General features: G+C 39.4%; 19 protein-coding genes. 5 read left to right on the top strand and 14 right to left on the bottom strand.

Going from position 1 to position 20442, the window contains the following annotated elements; genetic code table 11:
* Positions 1 to 69 precede the first annotated feature (69 nt).
* A complete protein-coding gene (locus SK578_RS05320; RefSeq protein ID WP_042751034.1) occupies positions 70 to 1083 on the top strand; it encodes a lactonase family protein in 1014 nt (337 codons plus the stop codon).
* A 283-nt stretch (positions 1084 to 1366) separates the two neighbouring features.
* On the opposite strand, the gene tuf is transcribed toward SK578_RS05320, so the two are convergent.
* Positions 1367 to 2563, bottom strand: a complete 1197-nt coding sequence (gene tuf / locus SK578_RS05315) for an elongation factor Tu (protein WP_001040726.1) — start codon at positions 2561 to 2563, stop codon at positions 1367 to 1369.
* A 206-nt stretch (positions 2564 to 2769) separates the two neighbouring features.
* A complete protein-coding gene (locus SK578_RS05310) occupies positions 2770 to 3879 on the bottom strand; it encodes an AI-2E family transporter (RefSeq protein ID WP_042751032.1) in 1110 nt (369 codons plus the stop codon).
* 102 nt (positions 3880 to 3981) lie between these two features.
* On the opposite strand from SK578_RS05310, the gene pbp3 reads away from it, so the two are divergent.
* Positions 3982 to 5223: a D-alanyl-D-alanine carboxypeptidase PBP3 gene (gene pbp3, locus SK578_RS05305; protein WP_042751030.1), complete on the top strand. Its 1242-nt coding sequence runs from the start codon at positions 3982 to 3984 to the stop codon at positions 5221 to 5223.
* A gap of 189 nt (positions 5224 to 5412) precedes the next feature.
* Here pbp3 and sdbB read toward each other — a convergent pair whose 3' ends face one another.
* The 12 genes from sdbB to SK578_RS05245 form a co-directional block, all read right to left on the bottom strand.
* Positions 5413 to 5979 carry a thiol-disulfide oxidoreductase-associated lipoprotein SdbB gene (gene sdbB, locus SK578_RS05300; RefSeq protein WP_042751028.1) on the bottom strand — a complete coding sequence of 189 codons (567 nt, stop codon included), beginning with the start codon at positions 5977 to 5979 and terminating at the stop codon, positions 5413 to 5415.
* An 11-nt stretch (positions 5980 to 5990) separates the two neighbouring features.
* Positions 5991 to 6698 carry a thiol-disulfide oxidoreductase-associated membrane protein CcdA2 gene (gene ccdA2, locus SK578_RS05295; protein WP_042751026.1) on the bottom strand — a complete coding sequence of 236 codons (708 nt, stop codon included), beginning with the start codon at positions 6696 to 6698 and terminating at the stop codon, positions 5991 to 5993.
* 196 nt (positions 6699 to 6894) lie between these two features.
* Positions 6895 to 7314, bottom strand: coding sequence for a F0F1 ATP synthase subunit epsilon (locus SK578_RS05290; RefSeq protein ID WP_042751025.1), 420 nt, complete (start codon positions 7312 to 7314; stop codon positions 6895 to 6897).
* A 10-nt stretch (positions 7315 to 7324) separates the two neighbouring features.
* A complete protein-coding gene (gene atpD / locus SK578_RS05285; protein WP_042751024.1) occupies positions 7325 to 8731 on the bottom strand; it encodes a F0F1 ATP synthase subunit beta in 1407 nt (468 codons plus the stop codon).
* An 85-nt stretch (positions 8732 to 8816) separates the two neighbouring features.
* A complete protein-coding gene (locus SK578_RS05280) occupies positions 8817 to 9695 on the bottom strand; it encodes a F0F1 ATP synthase subunit gamma (protein WP_000301214.1) in 879 nt (292 codons plus the stop codon).
* Positions 9696 to 9710: 15 nt separating this feature from the next.
* Complete coding sequence (gene atpA / locus SK578_RS05275) at positions 9711 to 11216, bottom strand: F0F1 ATP synthase subunit alpha (RefSeq protein WP_042751022.1); 1506 nt, start codon at positions 11214 to 11216, stop codon at positions 9711 to 9713.
* A 14-nt stretch (positions 11217 to 11230) separates the two neighbouring features.
* Positions 11231 to 11767 carry a F0F1 ATP synthase subunit delta gene (locus tag SK578_RS05270; protein WP_042751021.1) on the bottom strand — a complete coding sequence of 179 codons (537 nt, stop codon included), beginning with the start codon at positions 11765 to 11767 and terminating at the stop codon, positions 11231 to 11233.
* Positions 11767 to 12261 (bottom strand): F0F1 ATP synthase subunit B, encoded by a 495-nt coding sequence (gene atpF / locus SK578_RS05265; RefSeq protein ID WP_042751020.1) that lies wholly within the window; start codon positions 12259 to 12261, stop codon positions 11767 to 11769. Before atpF ends, SK578_RS05270 begins: the two co-directional genes overlap by 1 nt.
* Before the next feature lie 13 nt (positions 12262 to 12274).
* The gene (gene atpB, locus SK578_RS05260) at positions 12275 to 12985 is read right to left on the bottom strand and encodes a F0F1 ATP synthase subunit A (protein ID WP_000392870.1); all 711 of its coding nucleotides are present in this window, start codon (positions 12983 to 12985) and stop codon (positions 12275 to 12277) included.
* A 33-nt stretch (positions 12986 to 13018) separates the two neighbouring features.
* The gene (locus tag SK578_RS05255; RefSeq protein ID WP_001054560.1) at positions 13019 to 13219 is read right to left on the bottom strand and encodes a F0F1 ATP synthase subunit C; all 201 of its coding nucleotides are present in this window, start codon (positions 13217 to 13219) and stop codon (positions 13019 to 13021) included.
* 315 nt (positions 13220 to 13534) lie between these two features.
* Positions 13535 to 14821: a peptidase U32 family protein gene (locus SK578_RS05250; protein WP_020901474.1), complete on the bottom strand. Its 1287-nt coding sequence runs from the start codon at positions 14819 to 14821 to the stop codon at positions 13535 to 13537.
* A gap of 137 nt (positions 14822 to 14958) precedes the next feature.
* Positions 14959 to 15657 (bottom strand): GntR family transcriptional regulator, encoded by a 699-nt coding sequence (locus SK578_RS05245; protein ID WP_042751018.1) that lies wholly within the window; start codon positions 15655 to 15657, stop codon positions 14959 to 14961.
* Between the two features lie 141 nt (positions 15658 to 15798).
* Here SK578_RS05245 and guaA point away from each other — a divergent pair, with 141 nt between their 5' ends.
* The 3 genes from guaA to SK578_RS05230 all read left to right on the top strand — a co-directional run bounded on the left by guaA (position 15799) and on the right by SK578_RS05230 (position 20437).
* Positions 15799 to 17361 (top strand): glutamine-hydrolyzing GMP synthase, encoded by a 1563-nt coding sequence (gene guaA / locus SK578_RS05240; protein WP_042751017.1) that lies wholly within the window; start codon positions 15799 to 15801, stop codon positions 17359 to 17361.
* A 258-nt stretch (positions 17362 to 17619) separates the two neighbouring features.
* Entirely contained in the window at positions 17620 to 18393 is a 774-nt protein-coding gene (locus SK578_RS05235) for an ABC transporter ATP-binding protein (protein WP_042751016.1), read from the top strand.
* A complete protein-coding gene (locus tag SK578_RS05230) occupies positions 18383 to 20437 on the top strand; it encodes an FtsX-like permease family protein (RefSeq protein WP_042751015.1) in 2055 nt (684 codons plus the stop codon). The genes SK578_RS05235 and SK578_RS05230 overlap by 11 nt, the downstream gene beginning before the upstream one ends.
* Positions 20438 to 20442: the final 5 nt, after the last annotated feature.

Here is a 20442-nt window from a genome sequence, read left to right as displayed (position 1 = left end):
TGCACCGCATAGCATATTATAAATTCATTTTGTGATATAATAGACTTATCTTTATAAAGAGGTAAAGTTATGAAAGAAACTGTTTATTTTGGAACTTATACACGTCGGACTTCCCAAGGGATTTACAAGGCAGACTTCGATACAGAAACTGGTCAGCTTTCAAATTTAGAACTTTTTGCAGCTGAGCCAAGTCCGACCTACCTTGCCTTTGACCAACACCAACATTTATACACTGTTGGTAGTCAAGACGATAAGGGGGGGATTGCAGCCTATCAAACTGATGGAACCTTATTAAATCATGTCGTGGAAGAAGGAGCTCCCCACTGTTATGTTGCCGTTGATGAAAAGCGTGATTTGGTGTACGCAGCAAACTACCACAAGGGACAGGTCTTTGTTTATAAACGTCAGGAAGATGGTCGTCTTCTACTTAGTGATGTGGATCAACACAGTGGCCAAGGTCCACATGAAAATCAAGCTTCTCCACATGTTCACTATACAGATTTAACACCTGACCACTATCTAGTGACCTGTGACTTGGGAACTGACCAAGTCATCACTTATGATCTTGATCAAGAAGGAAAATTATCTAAACTCTATACCTATCACAGCCAGCCAGGAGCAGGCTCACGCCATATTATTTTCCATAACCATTATAAAATTGCTTATCTCATTTGTGAACTTAATAGCACTATCGAAGTTCTAATCTACGATGGTGTTGGCGAATTTGAACGCATGCAAGTCATTTCAACTCTACCAGACGGTTATGAAGGCTTTAATGGTACTGCTGCTATTCGTCTCTCTAAAGACGGTAAATACCTCTACGCTTCTAACCGTGGTCATGATTCTATCGCAGTATATACAATCCTTGCGGACGGTAGTTTAGAGTTGTTAGAAATCGTTCCGACTCATGGTCAGACTCCACGTGATTTTGATTTGACACCGGATCAAGAATTTGTCATTGCTATCCATCAAGACTCTGACAATGCAACCGTCTTTAAACGCAATCCTGAAACTGGTCGTCTAGCAGAACTTTCTAATGACTTCCATGTCCCAGAAGCGGTCTGCATCAGATTTGCTAATTAACATAATTATAACTGACCAACTAACGGAGCTACACACCAAAGACAAACATCATTTTAGTGTTTGTTTTTTTTATATCTACAAATTACTCCCCCCAAAAAAAGATGGAATCTTTCTCAAAACAATTTTTCCATGAAAAGTAAAAATATTTCACAGCCATCATTTATTTGTCTCACACCTAACGGAGCTAGACGGACTAATAGTGACATAATGAAAAAGAACCTTGCAAAGCAAGATTCTTTTAGTGTCTGACTTAAATAATTGTTCTTCTGGGAACTAAATCGAATTAAGCTTCGATTTCTGTAACCATACCTGAACCAACAGTACGTCCACCCTCACGGATAGAGAATGTAGTACCTTGTTCTACGGCGATTGGGTGGATCAACTCAACGTCGATTGTCACGTTATCACCAGGCATTACCATTTCAGTACCTGCTGGAAGTTCGATTGAACCTGTAACGTCAGTAGTACGGAAGTAGAATTGTGGACGGTAGTTGTTGAAGAATGGAGTGTGACGTCCACCTTCTTCTTTAGTAAGGATGTAAACTTCACCTTTGAATTTAGTGTGTGGGTTGATTGAACCTGGTTTAGCGATAACTTGTCCACGTTCGATTTCGTCACGTTGAACACCACGAAGAAGGACACCTACGTTATCTCCGGCAAGACCTTCGTCAAGTTGTTTACGGAACATTTCAACACCAGTAACAACTGCTTTTTGAGTTTCTTCTTTGATACCAACGATTTCGATTTCGTCGTTGACTTTAACGATACCACGGTCGATACGTCCTGAAGCAACTGTACCACGTCCAGTGATTGAGAATACGTCTTCGACTGGAAGAAGCAATGGTTTGTCAGTGTCACGTTCTGGTTCTGGGATGTACTCATCAACTGTGTTCATCAATTCCATAACGATGTCTTCGTATTTAGTGTCACCTTCAAGGGCTTTAAGAGCTGAACCTTGGATAACTGGAAGATCGTCACCTGGGAAGTCGTATTCTGACAATAGGTCACGGATTTCCATTTCAACCAATTCAAGCAATTCTTCGTCGTCAACCAAGTCAACTTTGTTCATGAAGACGATAAGGTGTTTAACACCAACCTGACGTGAAAGAAGGATGTGCTCACGAGTTTGTGGCATTGGTCCGTCAGTTGAAGCTACTACAAGGATAGCTCCGTCCATTTGAGCGGCACCAGTGATCATGTTTTTAACGTAGTCCGCGTGTCCTGGAGCGTCGATGTGAGCGTAGTGACGTTTTTCAGTTTCGTACTCAACGTGCGCAGTGTTGATTGTGATACCGCGTTCGCGTTCTTCTGGAGCAGCATCGATAGACGCATAGTCTTTAGGTTGGTTAACTGATGAAGGCAAGCGACGTGCCAAAACAGTTGTGATAGCTGCAGTTAGGGTAGTTTTACCGTGGTCAACGTGTCCGATAGTACCAATGTTAACGTGTGGTTTACTACGATCGTATTTTTCTTTTGCCATTTGAGTAAAAGCCTCCAATAAAATATATTTTATAGATAGACAGTAGGCAATACAGTCTAACTTTCCTTACTATTTTATCAAATTTCAGCTAAATTGCAAGTGTTTTACAAAGTTTTTGTGAATTATTCTTAATCTACTAATCTAAACGGCACTTCCACTCCTATCACTTGCCTAAATAAAAAGAAAAATCAGGAATTTCCTGACTTTTACTTAGCTAATTCTCTTTCTCGTTCTTTCATTATTTTATGATTTTCATACAAACGTGATAAAAACTTAGAAATTTCTTTCAAGATAGAATAGGTTGGTACTGCGACAATCATGCCAATGACACCATAGATATTACTTGATAACAAAAGCAATACTAAAATCGTAATTGGATGAACCTTCATTACCCCACCAACGATTCGAGGGTAGAGGATATTTCCATCTACTTGTTGAATAATCAGCATATAAACAACTGCAATCAGCATTCTATGAGGATCAGTAAAGACATTAGCGATAATCATTGGAATCAAGCCAATACTTGGTCCCACATAAGGAATGAGATTGGCTAATCCTGAAAAGATGGCGAAGACCAAAGCATATTTTAAACCAATAATACTATATCCAATAAAGGCCAAACACCCAATAATAATCGCATCAATTGCAACTCCACTAATATAGCGAGCAATTGTCGCATTCAAATTCTTTAATAGGCCTGCAATATGTAGCTTATCTCTCTTTAAAACAGTACGTTCAAGCATCGGCAAGAACTTGTTACCGTCTAACAAAAAATAAATTAAGAACACAGGGGTCATGATAATAATCAAAACGGTACTAAAGAGCGCAGATAAGACACTTCCAACACTATTCGTCACACTATTTAAGATATTTTGTAGAATATCTACATAGGATAGATTTAATTGTTGAATTGTCGCTTGAATATCTAAATTTTGAAAGGCTGGATAAGTAGATAAATCCACAATCAAATCTTGCAAACGACTATAAATTGTCTGACTTGTTGCTATCAAACTGGTCAACTGATTAATCAAAATCGGTAAAAGATAAACTACTCCAATAACTAGCCCCCAGACCAAGGCACACAAGGTTAGTAAAATACCAATGATACGGTTAATTTTGAAATACTTTTGTAAAAAATTTACAATAGGATTGGTCAAATAATATAAAAAACCACCTAAAAGAAAGGGAATCATTATAGTGTTTGCAACGCTTACAAAAGGTGTAATAATCGCTCCCATCTGTCTCCATAAATAGAAGATGATGGTTAATAGTAAAATCTCACTGGTCCAAAAAAATAATTTATTCTTACGAAACATGAAGTACCTCCATTCATCTATTTTACCACACTTTCAAAAAAGCTTCTTTCTTCTATCATGAAACTGGGAATATTTTTTTCTTTATGATAGAATAAACTTACTATGAAAAAAATAATTTTAACTCTTTTAAGCCTTTCCGTTATTGGCTCAGCATCTACTGTTGCTGCCCAAGATTTTAATATTGCTGCTAAACATGCAATTGCTGTTGAGGCGAATACTGGTAAAATTCTCTATGAGAAAGATGCAACCCAGCCAGTTGAAATTGCTTCAATCACAAAGTTAATTACTGTTTATCTTGTCTATGAAGCCTTGGAAAACGGCAGTATTACACTATCAACTCCGGTAGATATTTCTGATTATCCTTACAAATTAACGACAAATTCTGAAGCGAGTAACGTTCCTATGGAAGCTCGTAATTATACCGTCGAACAACTACTTGAGGCAACCCTGGTATCTAGCGCCAACAGTGCGGCTATTGCGCTAGCTGAGAAAATTGCTGGCTCAGAAAAAGATTTCGTCGATATGATGCGGGCAAAACTCTTGGAATGGGGAATTTCGGATGCAACTGTTGTCAATACGACGGGGCTTAACAATGAGAGTCTAGGTGATAACATTTACCCAGGCTCTAAAAAAGATGAGGAAAATAAGCTCAGTGCTTATGATGTCGCTATCGTTGCTCGCAACCTCATCAAAAAATACCCACAAGTCTTAGAAATCACGAAAAAACCTTCTTCTACTTTTGCTGGAATGACAATCACTTCTACCAATTACATGTTAGAGGGTATGCCTGCTTATCGCGGTGGTTTTGATGGATTAAAAACAGGGACCACAGATAAGGCTGGAGAGTCTTTTGTTGGTACTACTGTCGAAAAAGGCATGAGGGTTATCACAGTTGTTTTGAATGCGGATCATCAAGACAATAATCTTTACGCTCGCTTCACAGCTACATCTTCACTAATGGATTATATCTCTTCTACATTCACACTTCGCAAAATCGTTCAGAAAGGTGATGCCTATCAAGATAGCAAAGTCCCTGTACAAGACGGAAAAGAAGATACAGTCACTGCTGTTGCTAAAGATGATATCTCTCTAATTGAACGTATTGGAAATCAATCTTCTCAATCTGTTCAATTCACACCTGATTCTAAGGCAATTCCAGCACCACTTGAAGCCGGAACAGTGGTTGGACATTTGACTTATGAAGACTCAGACTTGATTGGTCAAGGTTACATCACCACAGAACGTCCTAGTTTTGAAATGGTAGCAGAAAAGAAAGTAGAAAAAGCCTTCTTCTTAAAAGTTTGGTGGAATCAGTTTATCCGCTTTATCAACGAGAAGCTATGATATAATAAACTTCTTAAAGCTAAAAAATAAATATTATGTTTAAAGAAAAAAAGGGGAATCTGTATAATACAGAACTCCCTTCTTTTTTTAAACTTAATTTATTGATAGCAAAAATCCCCTAAATCTTAGATTAATACTATCTAAAATCTAGGGGATTGATTGTATAAATACTATTTTAAAATCTTGATTCTAGTTCATTTCTTTAAAGGCTGCTTCTGCATCCGCATTACTGATAACACCAAATTGTATCTTTCCAATCTTTCCTTGACTGTCAATCAGGTATTCTGTAGGAATGCTTCGAATTTGATAAGCTTGGAATGTGGTTGCTTTTGTGTCATAAAGAACTGGGATATCTTTATAACCTTGATCTTGGAACCATTGTGGGAATTGCTCGACAGTTTTTTCACCTTGAATTCCTGGTGCAATGACACTAAGAATTTCGAAATCACGATCTTGTTTCGTAGCTAATTCCATCAACTCAGGCATACTTTTCTTACATGGACCACACCATGAAGCCCAAAACTTCAAGTAGACTTTTTTCCCCTTATAATCAGATAACTTAACTTCTTTACCATCCATAGATTGCAAGGTGAAGTCTGGAGCCTCTTTTCCAACAGCAATTTGTTGTACAGGCGTTTGTTGCTGTTGTTTTGGGGATTGTTGTGGAGCTTTAGTCTTTTTAGTCTCTTCCTCGCCACAGGCCATCAATACAACTAGTGACAAGAGGCTTAAGCCAGCAAACATTACTTTTTTCATCTTTTTCTCCTTTATTCAAAAATACCAGCTAGAACATTTACTTGTCCTAATAGTAACAAAATTCCCATTAAAATAATGAGGAAACCACCAATTTTCTTCAGTAGCATCATATGGCGCTTGAGTTTACTAAAATAAGGCATCACTACGCCTGAAGCTAGAGCCAAGACCAAGAAAGGAATGGCCATTCCCAGAGTGTAAATAAGAGTATAGATAGCTCCTTGCCAAGCGCCATTACCTCCAGAAGCCGCAAGTGCTAAGACAGAACTTAAAACCGGCCCAATACAAGGCGTCCAACCAAAGCTAAAGGTAATACCAAGTAAAAAAGCTGACCAATAACGATTAGAATCTGATTTTTTAAAGGTAAAGCTTTTTTGAACCTCTAATTTCTTAAAATGAAAAATTTCCATCTGGTGAAGGCCCAAAATGATAATAATTGTTCCCATGACATATCGAAACCAATTTGCATAGAGAATATTACCAAAGTAACCAGCACCAAATCCTAAGATAAAGAAAATGAGAGAGATACCTGCAATAAAGCAAAGTGTTCGAATCAAACCTGACCAGGCAACTTTTTTCCCAAATAATGAAAAACTTTTTGCACTATCCTGATCATCCAATAAGATACCAGTATAGACAGGTAACAGAGGGAAAATGCAAGGGGAAAAGAAGGACAAGATCCCTGCTAAAAAAACGGAGATTGAAAATACTATCGTTTCCAATAAAGAACCAACTTTCTTAATAATTCTAATTCTATTTTACTATAATCAATTTCATTTGTATGATTTCTGCTACGCAAATTGAACTATGCAATATTTTAATTATCTTTTATATCTCTAGACAATTCTAATTTTGCATCAGTTTTGCCCCTTAAGAAAACATAAAAAATGAACTTGGTAACTCAAGTTCATTTTTTTCTTATAGTCTTTTTCCGACATTAATACGGTTTATGGCACGTTGCAAAGCAATTTTAGCACGACGTTCTTGGTCAATCAAGTGTTTGTCTTGTGCTTCTTCAATTTCACGCTCTGCTCGAAGTTTGGCACGTTCTGCACGACTAACGTCGATATCACGAGCACGTTCTGCAGAGTCAGCAACAATTGTGATAACGCCATTGGCAACTTCGATAACGCCTCCGTTCACTGCAATCCAGTTCACGTGATTTTCATCATCAATACGTTTTACCTTTACTTCATCAACTGCTAAAACCGCAATCATATTTTCATGTCGTGGCAAGATCCCCATCTCACCATCCAGGGTTCGAACCGATACATAGCTGGCATGGTGATCATAGACGAGACCATCTGGTGTCACGATCTGGACAGTTAACTGAGCCATAGATCACCTCTTAAAATCCCATTTTTTCAGCTTTTGCAATCACATCTTCGATAGAACCTACACCACGGAAGGCATCTTCTGGCAAGTGGTCGTGTTTACCATCAAGGATTTCCTTAAAGCCACGTACAGTTTCAGCAACTGGAACATAAGAACCTGGCTGACCAGTAAATTGTTCCGCAACATTGAAGTTTTGTGACAAGAAGAACTGGATACGGCGAGCACGAGCAACCAAGGTCTTTTCTTCATCAGAAAGCTCATCCATACCAAGGATAGCAATGATATCTTGCAATTCATGGTAACGTTGAAGGACGCGTTTTACTTCAGCAGCAACTGCATAGTGCTCTTCTCCAACGATTTCAGGTGCCAAGGCACGTGAGCTTGAAGCAAGTGGGTCAACGGCTGGGTAGATACCCAATTGTACCAACTTACGTTCCAAGTTTGTTGTTGAATCCAAGTGAGCAAAGGCTGTTGCTGGCGCTGGGTCAGTATAGTCATCAGCTGGCACATAGATAGCCTGGATAGAGGTTACAGAACCCTTTTTAGTTGATGTAATACGCTCTTGCAATTGACCCATTTCCGTAGCAAGTGTTGGTTGGTAACCAACGGCTGATGGCATACGACCCAAAAGGGCAGATACTTCTGAACCAGCCTGAGTGAAACGGAAGATATTATCGATAAAGAGAAGAACGTCTTGGCCTTCTACATCACGGAAATATTCAGCGATTGTCAAACCAGTAAGGGCAACACGCATACGTGCTCCTGGTGGCTCATTCATCTGACCAAATACCATGGCTGTTTTCTCGATAACGCCTGATTCTTTCATTTCCCAGTAAAGGTCATTCCCCTCACGAGTACGTTCCCCAACACCGGTAAATACTGAAATACCACCGTGTTCTTGGGCAATGTTGTGAATCAATTCTTGGATTAAGACGGTTTTACCAACCCCGGCACCACCGAAAAGTCCAACCTTACCACCTTTAAGGTAAGGGGCAAGAAGGTCGATAACCTTAATCCCTGTTTCAAGGATTTCAGAAGAGGTAGACAACTCATCAAAAGTTGGAGCTTTTTTATGAATTGGCTGACGCTCTGCATTTTCTGTAAAAGGAGCTTCCAAGTCAATGGTATCTCCCAAAACATTGAAGACACGTCCCAAAGTTTCTTTACCTACTGGTACAGAGATTGGACGACCTGTGTCCAATACTTCCATTCCACGAGTCAAACCATCTGTTGATTCCATGGCGATAGTACGGACCATACCATCTCCCAACTCCAAGGCTACTTCAAGGACGATTTTTGTTTTTCTTTCGTCATTTTTGTAGACGACAAGTGCATTGTTAATCTCAGGAAGTTTTTCCCCTGCTGCAAACAAGACGTCTACAACGGGACCGATAACCTGAGCAATTTTACCTGAACTCATCTCCTTCTCCTATTCTATATAAGATACTGTCGGTCCCTAGCTTAACTAGGTCCTAAGTTCATTTTCATACGAGCTGGACTAGTGCCTATTCTAAGGCACTAGCTCCTGCTACGATTTCTGTAATTTCTTGTGTAATCGCCGCCTGTCTGGCACGGTTATACTGAATTGTCAAATCATTAATGACTTTCTTAGCATTATCTGTCGCTGTTTGCATGGCTGTCATACCCGCAGCATTTTCAGCTGTCTTAGCATCGATAATAGCCCCGTAAATCATACTTTCTGCAAACTGAGGTAATAACTGCTCCAAAATTTCTTCTCGGCTAGTTTCCAATTCAAAGGTCAAGCTGTAACTGTCATCTGCTTCATTTGGATCCAAGTCAACAATCGGAAGCATTTGTTCCACACGCATTTGACTGGTTAGCGTATTGACATGGTGGTTGTAGCAAACATAAAGCTCATCAAAAAGTTCATTTTGGTACATTTCAACAGTTTTTGAAATAATCTTACGAACTTCATCAAAGCTCGGTTGGTCTGCCAAGCCACGTAGTTCATAAAGTGGTTGAATGCCACGGGCCTTAAAGAAGTCAGCTCCCATTCCACCGATACAGATCATTTCAAAACCTTTACCATCTGGATGGTATTCTTCCTTCAACTCCATAACAGCTTTCAGAATAGAAGAATTATACCCTCCAACCAAACCGCGATCTGAAGTAATGACGATATAGCCTGTCTTCTTCACGGGACGGCTAATCAACATCGGATTGGTTGAACCACCAGCTCCATTACCATGAAGAATATCTGTCAAAAGTTTGCGAACTTTCTGAGCATAAACTTGGAAGTTGCGAGCTGCTTCTTCAGAGCGACCTAGCTTAGCAGCCGATACCATTTGCATGGCATTAGTGATTTGACTCGTATTTTTTGTTGAGGCGATTTTTGTTTTAATATCATTTAGAGATACTGCCATCTGACACCTCTATTCTTATTGGAAGCTGGTTTGATTGAGAAACTCTGTAATCGCAGCATCCAAGACTGCTTCTTCTGGCAAGTCTTTTGTATCACGAATGGTTCCCAAAATCTCTGGATGTTGAGCATCAAAGAAGGCATGGAACTCTTCCTCGAAACGAACGATATCATCTACTGGAATAGTATCCAAGAAACCATGTGTCAAAGCATAGAGAATAGTTACTTGTTTCTCAACAGGCAATGGTTTGTGAACAGGTTGTTTCAAGACTTCAACTGTACGACGTCCACGGTTCAACTTAGCCTGTGTTGCTGCATCCAAGTCAGAACCAAACTTAGTGAAGGCTTCCAACTCACGGTATGAAGCAAGGTCGATACGAAGTGTACCAGCAACCTTCTTCATGGCTTTGATTTGCGCAGAACCACCTACACGTGATACAGATGAACCCGCATCGATGGCTGGACGAATACCCGCATTGAAGAGACCATCACCAAGGAAGATTTGTCCATCAGTGATTGAAATCACATTAGTTGCGATATAGGCAGAGATATCTCCTGCTTGTGTCTCGATAAATGGTAGGGCTGTAATTGATCCACCACCAAGTTCATCAGAAACTTTAGCTGAGCGCTCAAGCAAACGGCTGTGAAGATAGAAAACATCCCCTGGGAAGGCTTCACGACCTGGAGGACGACGAAGCAAGAGAGACAGTTCACGATAAGCTACCGCTTGTTTTGAAAGATCATCATAAACGATCAAAACATGCTTACCTTGGTACATAAATTCTTCCGCCATGGCAACCCCAGCATAAGGAGCTAGGAAGAGCAATGGAGATGGTTGTGAAGCAGAGGCTGTCACAACGATTGTGTAGTCCAAGGCACCGTACTGACGTAGTGTTTCTACTTGCGTACGAACTGTTGATTCTTTTTGTCCAATCGCAACATAGATACAGATCATATCTTGACCTTTTTGGTTTAAGATTGTATCAATCGCAATGGTTGTTTTCCCTGTCTGACGGTCACCGATAATCAACTCACGTTGACCACGACCAATCGGTACAAGGGCGTCAATAGCTTTCAAACCAGTTTGCAATGGTTCTGATACAGACTTACGTTGCATAACACCAGGAGCTGGTGCTTCTACTGGACGAGTTTTATCAGTGTGGATTTCTCCAAGACCATCAACTGGACGACCAAGTGGATCCACAACACGACCAATCAGACTTTCACCTACTGGGACTTCCATGATTTTACCTGTACGGCGGATTGTATCGCCTTCACGGATATCTGTAAAGTCACCTAGGATGATAATACCGACGTCTGTTGACTCCAAGTTCTGAGCCATCCCATAAGAGCCGTTTTCAAAAATCAACAACTCTCCACTCATGGCATTTTCAAGGCCGTGAGCACGCGCGATACCGTCCCCGATATAGGTTACAACACCTGTTTCAGTCACATCAAAATTGGGTTTGAAATTTTCAATTTGTTGCTTAATTAAAGCGCTGATTTCTTGTGCGTTAATTGCCAAAAGAACACCACTTTCTATTTCAAATTTTCTTTAACAACTTTAAGTTGTTGTTTAATACTCACATCAATTGTCTTGTGATTGGCAAAAATGACAAAACCACCAATAAGACTTTCATCGATTTGTTCTTTTACACTCCTTACTTTAAGAGACATTTTTTTCTCAATCAAAGGGAGCAAGCGACTCTTCTGTTCATCAGTTAAAGGATGAGCTGATGTAATCGTCACTTCAAATCGATTTGTTTCTTTTTCAAGTCGGTTCAAGCAATCTACAAGAATATCATAAAAAAGATTTGCTCTGTGATTGTAGATAAGAACCTGAATAAAGTTTTGCAATAAAGGTGACACTGAATCTTGGAAGAATACAATCGTTTTTTCCTTGTCAGACTCGTCTACTGCCACTTTTTTTAAAAAAGAAGGTAAACCTGTTTCTTCAGCAACTTGCTTGATTTGAGTTAAGTCTGAAAAGATATGGTCTTCTTCTCCTTTTTCTAAAACCAATTGGACAAAAGGCATGCTGTATTTTTCAATTACCTTTACTGTTTTCTTGTCCATTAAGCTTCTCCTAACTGATCGATATACTGATCAATGAGTTCTTTATGGGCATGACCGTCAAGGTTTTGTGAGATGATTTTACCAGCCAAGCTGATTGTCAAATCTGCTACCTCACCCTTAACGCTTTGTAAAGCTTCAGCTTTATTTTGAGCAATTTCTTGGTTCGCTTTTTCTTTCAAGCGTCCTGCTTCTAGCTTAGCATCTGCTAAAATACTAGCTTTACTTTTCTCAGCTGTTTCTTTCGCATTCTCAATGATTGTCTTAGCTTCTTTACGGCTACCAGTCAATTCATCTTCGCGTTTTTGAGCCAATACTTCTGCTTTTTGACGTGCTTGTTCAGCTCCGTCAATATCTGCTGCAATTTTTTCTGCTCTTTGTTCGAAAATGCTAGCCAAATTTGACCAAGCGTATTTCTTAACCAAGACTAGCAAGAGAATAAAGGAACCAGCGATTAGTATAAAATCACCAAGTAATTCACCTACTGTTACATTCATAAACTACTCCTTTCTATTCTTCATCATTAATTTTATTTCCTAGGTACATTGAAGATAACAATGTAAATACATATGCTTGTACACAAGAAATAAAAACAGAAAATGCAGTCCAGATTAGATTTGTTCCAAAAGCAATAGGATACCAATAGAAGGCCTGATGAGAAAGTAGGACTAACATACTTGCCATCACTTCTCCTGCAAAGATATTACCAAATACCCGCAATGCAAGTGAAAGGAGATTGGTAACTTCTTCCAAGAGATTCATTGGTGTCATAAAACCTGGTGTTACAAATGCTTTTAAATACTTTTTGATTCCACGACGTCGAATTCCTTCTACGTGGGTCATTAAGATAATTGTAAAAGACAAGACCAAGTCAAATGACAAATTTGCTGTTGGTGAGGTCCAAAGATTTACACCATCTGTAGTCTGAATTCTAGCCATTAAGCCAATATTATTTGCAATGGCCATAAATAGGAATAAACAGAAATAAAAGAGAGAATAATCCTTTATCATTGGACCAAGGTTTGATTTTGTAAATCCAACAACAAAATCAAATAAATACTCTAATACATTTTGTTTTCCTGTGGGTCTCAAAGTCATATTTCGAGTTGCCCAATAAATAAAGCCAAAAATAAGTGCTACAGTCAACAAAGTCAAAACTACTATGGTTAAATTAAAGGTAACAGGACCAATATTGATGGTTGGATTAATACTTTCTTCCATCTAAAATCCTCCCTTTTTCAATTTATACTTCTTTTATTTGATGATAAATGAAAAGACAAGAGTAACGAAGAAAGTACCTTCAATAAAGGCAACCCCTAGGATCATCAAACTACGTAGTTCTGAGATGATATCTGGTTGGCGAGCAACTGATTTCAACAAACCGTTCATCAACATACCTTCACCAAGAGATACACCCATACAGGCAAGACATAGACCGAAAAATGTTAAATTCATGACGAATTCTCCTTTTAATTAAAATTTACTTACTTAGTTTAGTCCTAAAAATTGGATTTGTCAACTTTTTACTTACGTTGAAAGCGTTTAATGAAAATTATTTACAATTTTACTATTTTTAAGTCTATTATATAGAAAACTTTGGAAATAACTTGTAATAAATCCGTCCATTATCTAGGTCTTTCTGAAAAATAATGAAAAAATCCGAGATGGAATCTCGGATGAAAATTAATATATTTTCTTTAACCTAATGTTCTTTTAGTAAGTAGGATTAAAGGGAAAGCAACTAGAAAGCTTTCCTCTCCTGCACGCTTATTAAGCACGAACTGTGACGCTGGTTCCATCTTCCTTATAAAGATTGATGAGTCCTTCTTTGAGAGCTCGAACCATGTCTCCAGCTTGAACAGGTTGTGGAACCTTGATAGTCAAGAGTTCCATTGGATTAGGAGCACGGTCGATTTTATTGCCTTTGGCATCGTGCAAATCTTCGATATACGTTTCAAAATGACGGAAACCTGGGCCATAAAACTCAACTTGGTCCCCCTCGTTAATGACGTTCCGTTGGCGAATGGTCGCTGTTTGTGTCGCTTCATCATAAGAAACCACTTCAGCAACAAACTTATACTCAGGAATTTTACGACGAGCACCAAATAACTGCTCATTTTCAGATGGTGTACCATAGTAGAAACCTGTTGCTAATTCACGTTGGGCAACCTTCCACATCTCATCCACCAAGTCTTGTTTGATAGCTTCAAACTTCTCAGGACTCTCTAGATAAGCATCAACAGCAGCCTTATAACAGTTAGTTACTGTTGAAACATAGTGAATAGACTTCATGCGTCCTTCAATTTTCAGACTGTCCACACCATTTTCAATCATATCCGGGATATGGTCAATCATAGACATATCAACGGCTGACATTGAAAATTCTTCAGGAATCTCACCTTTCAAGCTCTTGCGTTCTTTCCCAAATGGCATATCGTAAAGGTCGTATTTCCAACGACAAGACTGAGAACAACCTCCACGGTTAGCATCACGCATACTCATGTGATTTGAAAGCGTACAGCGACCAGAGTATGAAATACACATGGCACCATGTACAAAGGCTTCAATCTCAACATCTGTACGTTTGCGAATTTCTGCCAATTCTTCCATTGAAACCTCACGCGCCAAAACAACACGAGTTAAGCCCAGTTCTTTCCAGAACTCGAGGGTTTCATAGTTAGTCGCACTGGCTTGAGTAGAGAGGTGAATTTCAAGACCCGGTGCTTCAGTCGCCGCAATCATAATCAAGGCTGGGTCAGATACGATAACTGCTGCAATCCCGATATCACGCAGTTTACGGAACCACTCACCAGCCCCTTCTTCATTTCCTTCGTGCATAACCATGTTGGCAGCCACATAAACCTTAGCACCATACTTGGCCGCAAACTGGACACCTTCTTCCATTTGTTCAAAGGTAAAGTTTCCTGCACGGCTACGAAGACCATAGGCTTGCCCACCGATAAAGACAGCATCTGCACCATACTGAACAGCTACTTTTAGCTTCTCTAAAGTCCCTGCAGGTGATAAAACCTCAGGACGTTTTAATGTTTTTGTCATGTTTTCTCCTATTTGCAATATAAAAGTTTGACGTTTTTCCTTCTCATTTTATAGTAAATAAGTGATAAAATCAAGCCTAGACAGATTGTTTTGACAATTCTAATCTTTTAAGAAAGCAAAAAACTAGCCTTTCTAGACTAGTTATTCTCAAGATAAAATTCAAAACGTTCGCCTACATACTGACTTTTTACGTATTCAAATGCAGTACCATCTTCTAGGTAAGAAATCTGAGTCAGACCAAGAATAGCATGTCCTTTTTCAACTTCCAAATAGTGGGCAATCTTTTCCTTAGCAAGGCGAGCATAGATAGTCTGCTGTGATTTGCCAATACGGTAGCCATGTTTTTGCAAGGTCTGGAAGAAATGACTAGTGATTTCTTCTTTTTTAAAGTCCTTAATGAATTTTTCAGGAATAGAAGCAACTTCATAAACTAGAGGAACTTGGTCGGCATAGCGGACCCGTTCCATTCGGATAATATTCTCCGTTGGAGAAATTCCTAGCTTGGCAACTTCCTGCTCATTGGGAATGGTTTTTCTGTAGGAAATGAGCTGGCTAGAGGGTACTTTACCTTGGGACTTAACAATTTCAGTAAAACTTGTTGTTCCTCGCATCTTTTCTTGTACCCGAGTACTAGAAACAAAGGTGCCACTTCCTACGCGGCGCTCTAAGACGCCTTCTTCGACTAATAGAGATACGGCTTGGCGGAGGGTCATGCGACTGACCGCAAACTGCTCTGCTAAGTCTCGTTCACTAGGAAGTCTCTCACCAATTGCCCAACGGTGTTCGTCAATATCCTTTTTAATCTGATCATGGATTTTCATATAAGCGGGTAGCATATTTTTCACTTCATTTCTATCTTTTCTCTATTGTACCCCAATAAACTAGAAAAAGTCAAACTTCGCCTTGTTTAGTTGGTAATTCGCCCTTATTTGTGATAGAATATTGAAAAAAGATATTTCTTTTGAGAAAGGAAAAAGATGAGCAACATTTCAACTGATTTGCAAGATGTAGAAAAAATCATCGTATTGGACTATGGTAGCCAATACAACCAGCTGATTTCACGCCGTATCCGTGAGATTGGTGTTTTTTCAGAACTAAAAAGCCATAAAATTTCAGCTGCTGAAATTCGTGAAATCAATCCTGTAGGAATTATCCTATCAGGTGGTCCAAACTCTGTATACGAAGATGGTTCATTTGATATTGACCCAGAAATCTTCGAACTTGGAATTCCAATTTTGGGAATCTGTTACGGTATGCAGTTGTTGACACATAAACTTGGAGGAAAAGTTGTTCCTGCAGGTGATGCTGGAAATCGTGAATACGGTCAATCAACTCTAACTCATACACCATCAGCTCTTTTTGAATCAACACCTGATGAACAGACTGTTTTGATGAGTCATGGTGACGCAGTTACTGAGATTCCTGCTGATTTTGTTCGTACTGGAACTTCAGCTGACTGTCCATATGCAGCCATTGAAAACCCAGATAAACACATTTACGGTATCCAATTCCACCCAGAAGTTCGTCATTCTGTATACGGAAATGATATCCTTCGTAACTTTGCCCTTAACATCTGTAAGGCTAAAGGTGATTGGTCAATGGATAACTTCATCGATATGCAGATCCAAAAAATCCGTGAAACTGTCGGTGATAAACGTGTCCTTCTTGGTCTATCCGGTGGGGTTGATTCATCTGTAGTTGGGGTTCTTCTCCAAAAGGCTATTGGTGATCAATTGATCTGTATCTTCGTGGACCACGGTCTCCTTCGTAAAGGTGAAGCAGATCAGGTTATGGACATGCTTGGTGGTAAGTTTGGTTTGAATATCGTCAAAGCAGACGCTGCTAAACGTTTCCTTGATAAACTTGCTGGCGTTTCTGACCCAGAACAAAAACGTAAAATCATCGGTAACGAGTTTGTGTATGTATTTGATGACGAAGCAAGCAAGCTCAAAGATGTGAAATTCCTTGCTCAAGGTACTTTATATACAGATGTTATCGAGTCTGGTACGGATACAGCTCAAACTATCAAGTCACACCACAACGTGGGTGGTCTTCCAGAAGACATGCAATTTGAATTGATTGAACCACTCAACACTCTCTATAAAGACGAAGTTCGTGCCCTTGGTACAGAGCTTGGTATGCCAGACCATATCGTATGGCGCCAACCATTCCCAGGACCAGGACTTGCTATCCGTGTTATGGGTGAAATCACTGAAGAAAAGCTAGAAACAGTTCGTGAGTCAGACGCTATTCTTCGTGAAGAAATTGCTAAAGCAGGTCTTGACCGCGATATCTGGCAATACTTCACTGTTAATACAGGCGTTCGTTCAGTTGGTGTTATGGGTGACGGTCGTACATATGACTACACGATTGCAATCCGTGCCATCACCTCTATCGATGGTATGACTGCTGACTTTGCCAAAATTCCTTGGGAAGTCCTTCAAAAGATTTCTGTACGTATCGTAAATGAAGTAAATCATGTTAACCGTATTGTCTACGATATTACAAGTAAACCGCCTGCAACTGTTGAATGGGAATAGAGTTTCCTATAAAATAAAAAATAATACCGCTGGAGCATGAACTTCAGTGGTATTATTTTTTATGATTTCAATATTAGGAAAATTTCTCAACCTCTACTCCTCTTTTTAAATCCCTGAAAGCATGCTATAATATAGTAAGTATAGTTCCAATAACCTGATTATAAAAGTCAGCGATAAAGATTTCTTACATCATCCGTAAGTGTTATTCTACTCTGATTCATATTATAATGAAAGTAACAAAAAATGGAGGTGTTTCACATGGACACAATTTTACGAGTAGAATCATTAAAAAAGTATTATGGGAAAGGTCCCAATATTACCAAAGCCTTGGATAGCATATCTTTTCAAGTTGTAAAAGGTGAGTTCTTAGGAATTATGGGGAGTAGCGGTTCTGGGAAAACAACTCTTCTTAACTGTCTAGCCACAATCATCAAGCCAACTGACGGTTCCATTCAAATGCAAGAAAAGGATTTAGGTCAGTTAAAAGGGAGCCAATTAGCAGATTATAGAGGCAAGGAAATTGGCTATCTCTTCCAGAATTTTGAGCTCTTGGACAATCTTACAGCCAAAGAAAATATTTTACTTCCCTTGTCTTTGCACGAGGTCGATGCTAACGAAAGCAAGGTTCGGTTAGAATTACTTTCCCAATATCTAGATATTTCTGAACTACTGGATAAGTTCCCTTCTCAATTATCAGGTGGTCAACAGCAAAGGGTAGCTGCTGCGCGCGCCTTAATTTTAGACCCTAAGATTGTATTTGCGGACGAGCCCACAGGAGCTTTGGATTCAAAAAACGCAACCATTTTGATGCAAAAATTATCCGAAATGAATCAAGTGGAAGAAACCACCATTCTCATGGTGACCCACGATTCTGTCGCAGCCAGCTTTTGCAACCGCATCTTGTTTATCCAAGATGGAAAACTGTTCCATGAAATCCGTCGCGATTATCCAAGAGAAAGTCAAGAAGACTTCTATCACAGAATACTAAAGGTCATGGCTGCACTAGCTGGAGGTGATGGTAATGTTTTCTAAATTAGTCTCAAGAAATAGCAAGAGAGATCGAAAAAATAACGGCTTGTATTTCAGTTCTATGGTTCTGTCTATTATCTCCTTTTACATCATCCTTTCTTTGTCTCATCAAGATGTGATGCACTTTCTAAAACAAATAGAAAGTGACGCTGTAAATAAACTCTTTAGCATGATTCCCATTCTTTATGTAGCAACGCTCTTTATTCTCTTTTTTCTAGTCTACTTCTCAAGCAGTATGCAGATGGAAAGGAGAAAACATGAATTTGGTGTCTATCTCACACTGGGCATGCGAAGAAGCAAACTCTTCTTACTGCTCCTACTCGAGGATTTGAGAAACAGTGTCCTTGCCCTTGGAATAGGCCTTCCTATTTCCATCTTAATTTCAGAATTGATTAGCCTAATAACCGCTAAAATTGTGGGACTAGGGATTATTGAACATCAATTTTCTCTATCTACCACAGCTCTACTCTATACAGTCATCGGCTTCCTAGCCGTAAAATTAGCTGTTTTTGTCCTTTTAAGTACAAAGACTGCCAATATGGAAATCGGAAACCTGCTCGCCTATTCTCCTTCTGGGATGAAGAAACTACTCCCCAAGGGGGTGTACCTTCTTGCTTCTGTCCTCGGAATTTTGCTTCTAGGAACAGCCTATTACATGGGTATGAGTGGACAAGCTTGGGAAAATGTCATAACAATGGGCATCACCGTTCTCTTAGGAACTCTGGGAACTATCCTACTCTTCTTTGGTATGCGTTTATTTATAGACTTTTTGGTCAAGCTTGGAAACAATCGAAAACTTCATGCCTATAATTTTAGACAGATTCAGGAATTAGTTATCCAACGCTCAACTATACTGGCTGTCTGCTCCCTCTTAATTTTCTCTGCCTTGTGCCTCTTTGGAGCAGGTGTGGCCATTGCAAGCGGCAATCCAGGCAATCAAACCCACGTATTGGATTATACATTTAGAGATAGCAAGCAGGAAACAGATGAAAATCTTGATGTAAATGCAGTTAAAAAAGAGCTTGAAGCTGCCGGACTAGTATCACAGTTTTCAAAGATTCTGCAAATTAAAGTAGGCCAAACTAAAGAACACGAATCCGTGTCCTTTGAAGAGGTCATCAAGGAGTTGAAAAATCAAAAAGACAACAAGAACAAGGAAATTTTGCTCCATAAATTTAAACAGTCTACTAATTCCCACCTCATACCAGTTTCCGAATACAATGAACTTAAAAAGGCTGCCAATCTTCCTCCTCTAGAACTAACTAATAAGGAAGCATATTTGTATATGGGGAAAGATTTTCTGCCTGATGAAAGTCTCGTCAACTCTGTCCTAAAGACAAAGCCTCAAATCAAAGTCATGGGAAATGATGTAAAATTGATTGGCGAGGTGGAGTCTTTGCCAATCGTAACGGATCATGAGATAACCCTCTCTGTCGCTCTCATAGTTCCAGATGAGATTTTTATGAGCTATACAGACGGTCGCTATTCGAACTATGTTAGCGGTATCTTGGCTCCTGAGCTAGTCAAGGAAAAAGGCTTGATGAGAGCTATCTCAGATACCAATGAAAAGCTAAATCAAACCTCTCTTGGCTATGAAAGCTATATACAAAATATGGGAAGACAATTGTTTTACATTATCTCTGCCAGCTATGTCACCATCTATCTGTCTATCATCTTCCTTGTTGTCGCAAATACAATTATCGGCGTTCAGTTTTTGATGGGACAAAGACAATCCTATAGACGATACCAAACCTTAATCCATCTTGGTGCCAACTACGAAACTCTTTGTAAATCGTCAGAAAAGCAAGTCAACTGGTATTTCGGTCTACCAATAGCCCTTGCACTTATCAGTAGTAGCTTCGGAGTGAGCTCCCTCCTCACAGGAATAGTGCCCACTAGCGCAAGAATGGTTATGGGGCAGAGATTTATCACAGCCATGCTGATCGTACTGCTCTTAGCTGGCTTTGAAGTCATCTATATCAGAATTGTAAAGAAAAATAGCAACAAGTACTTATTGTCATTAATGGAACCCAAAAGAGATGAATAAGGTAG

Origin of the sequence: Streptococcus mitis, assembly GCF_000722755.1 — a bacterium.
GTDB classification, from domain to species: Bacteria; Bacillota; Bacilli; order Lactobacillales; family Streptococcaceae; genus Streptococcus; species Streptococcus mitis_CM.
This window is presented reverse-complemented; position numbering and strand designations above follow the sequence as displayed.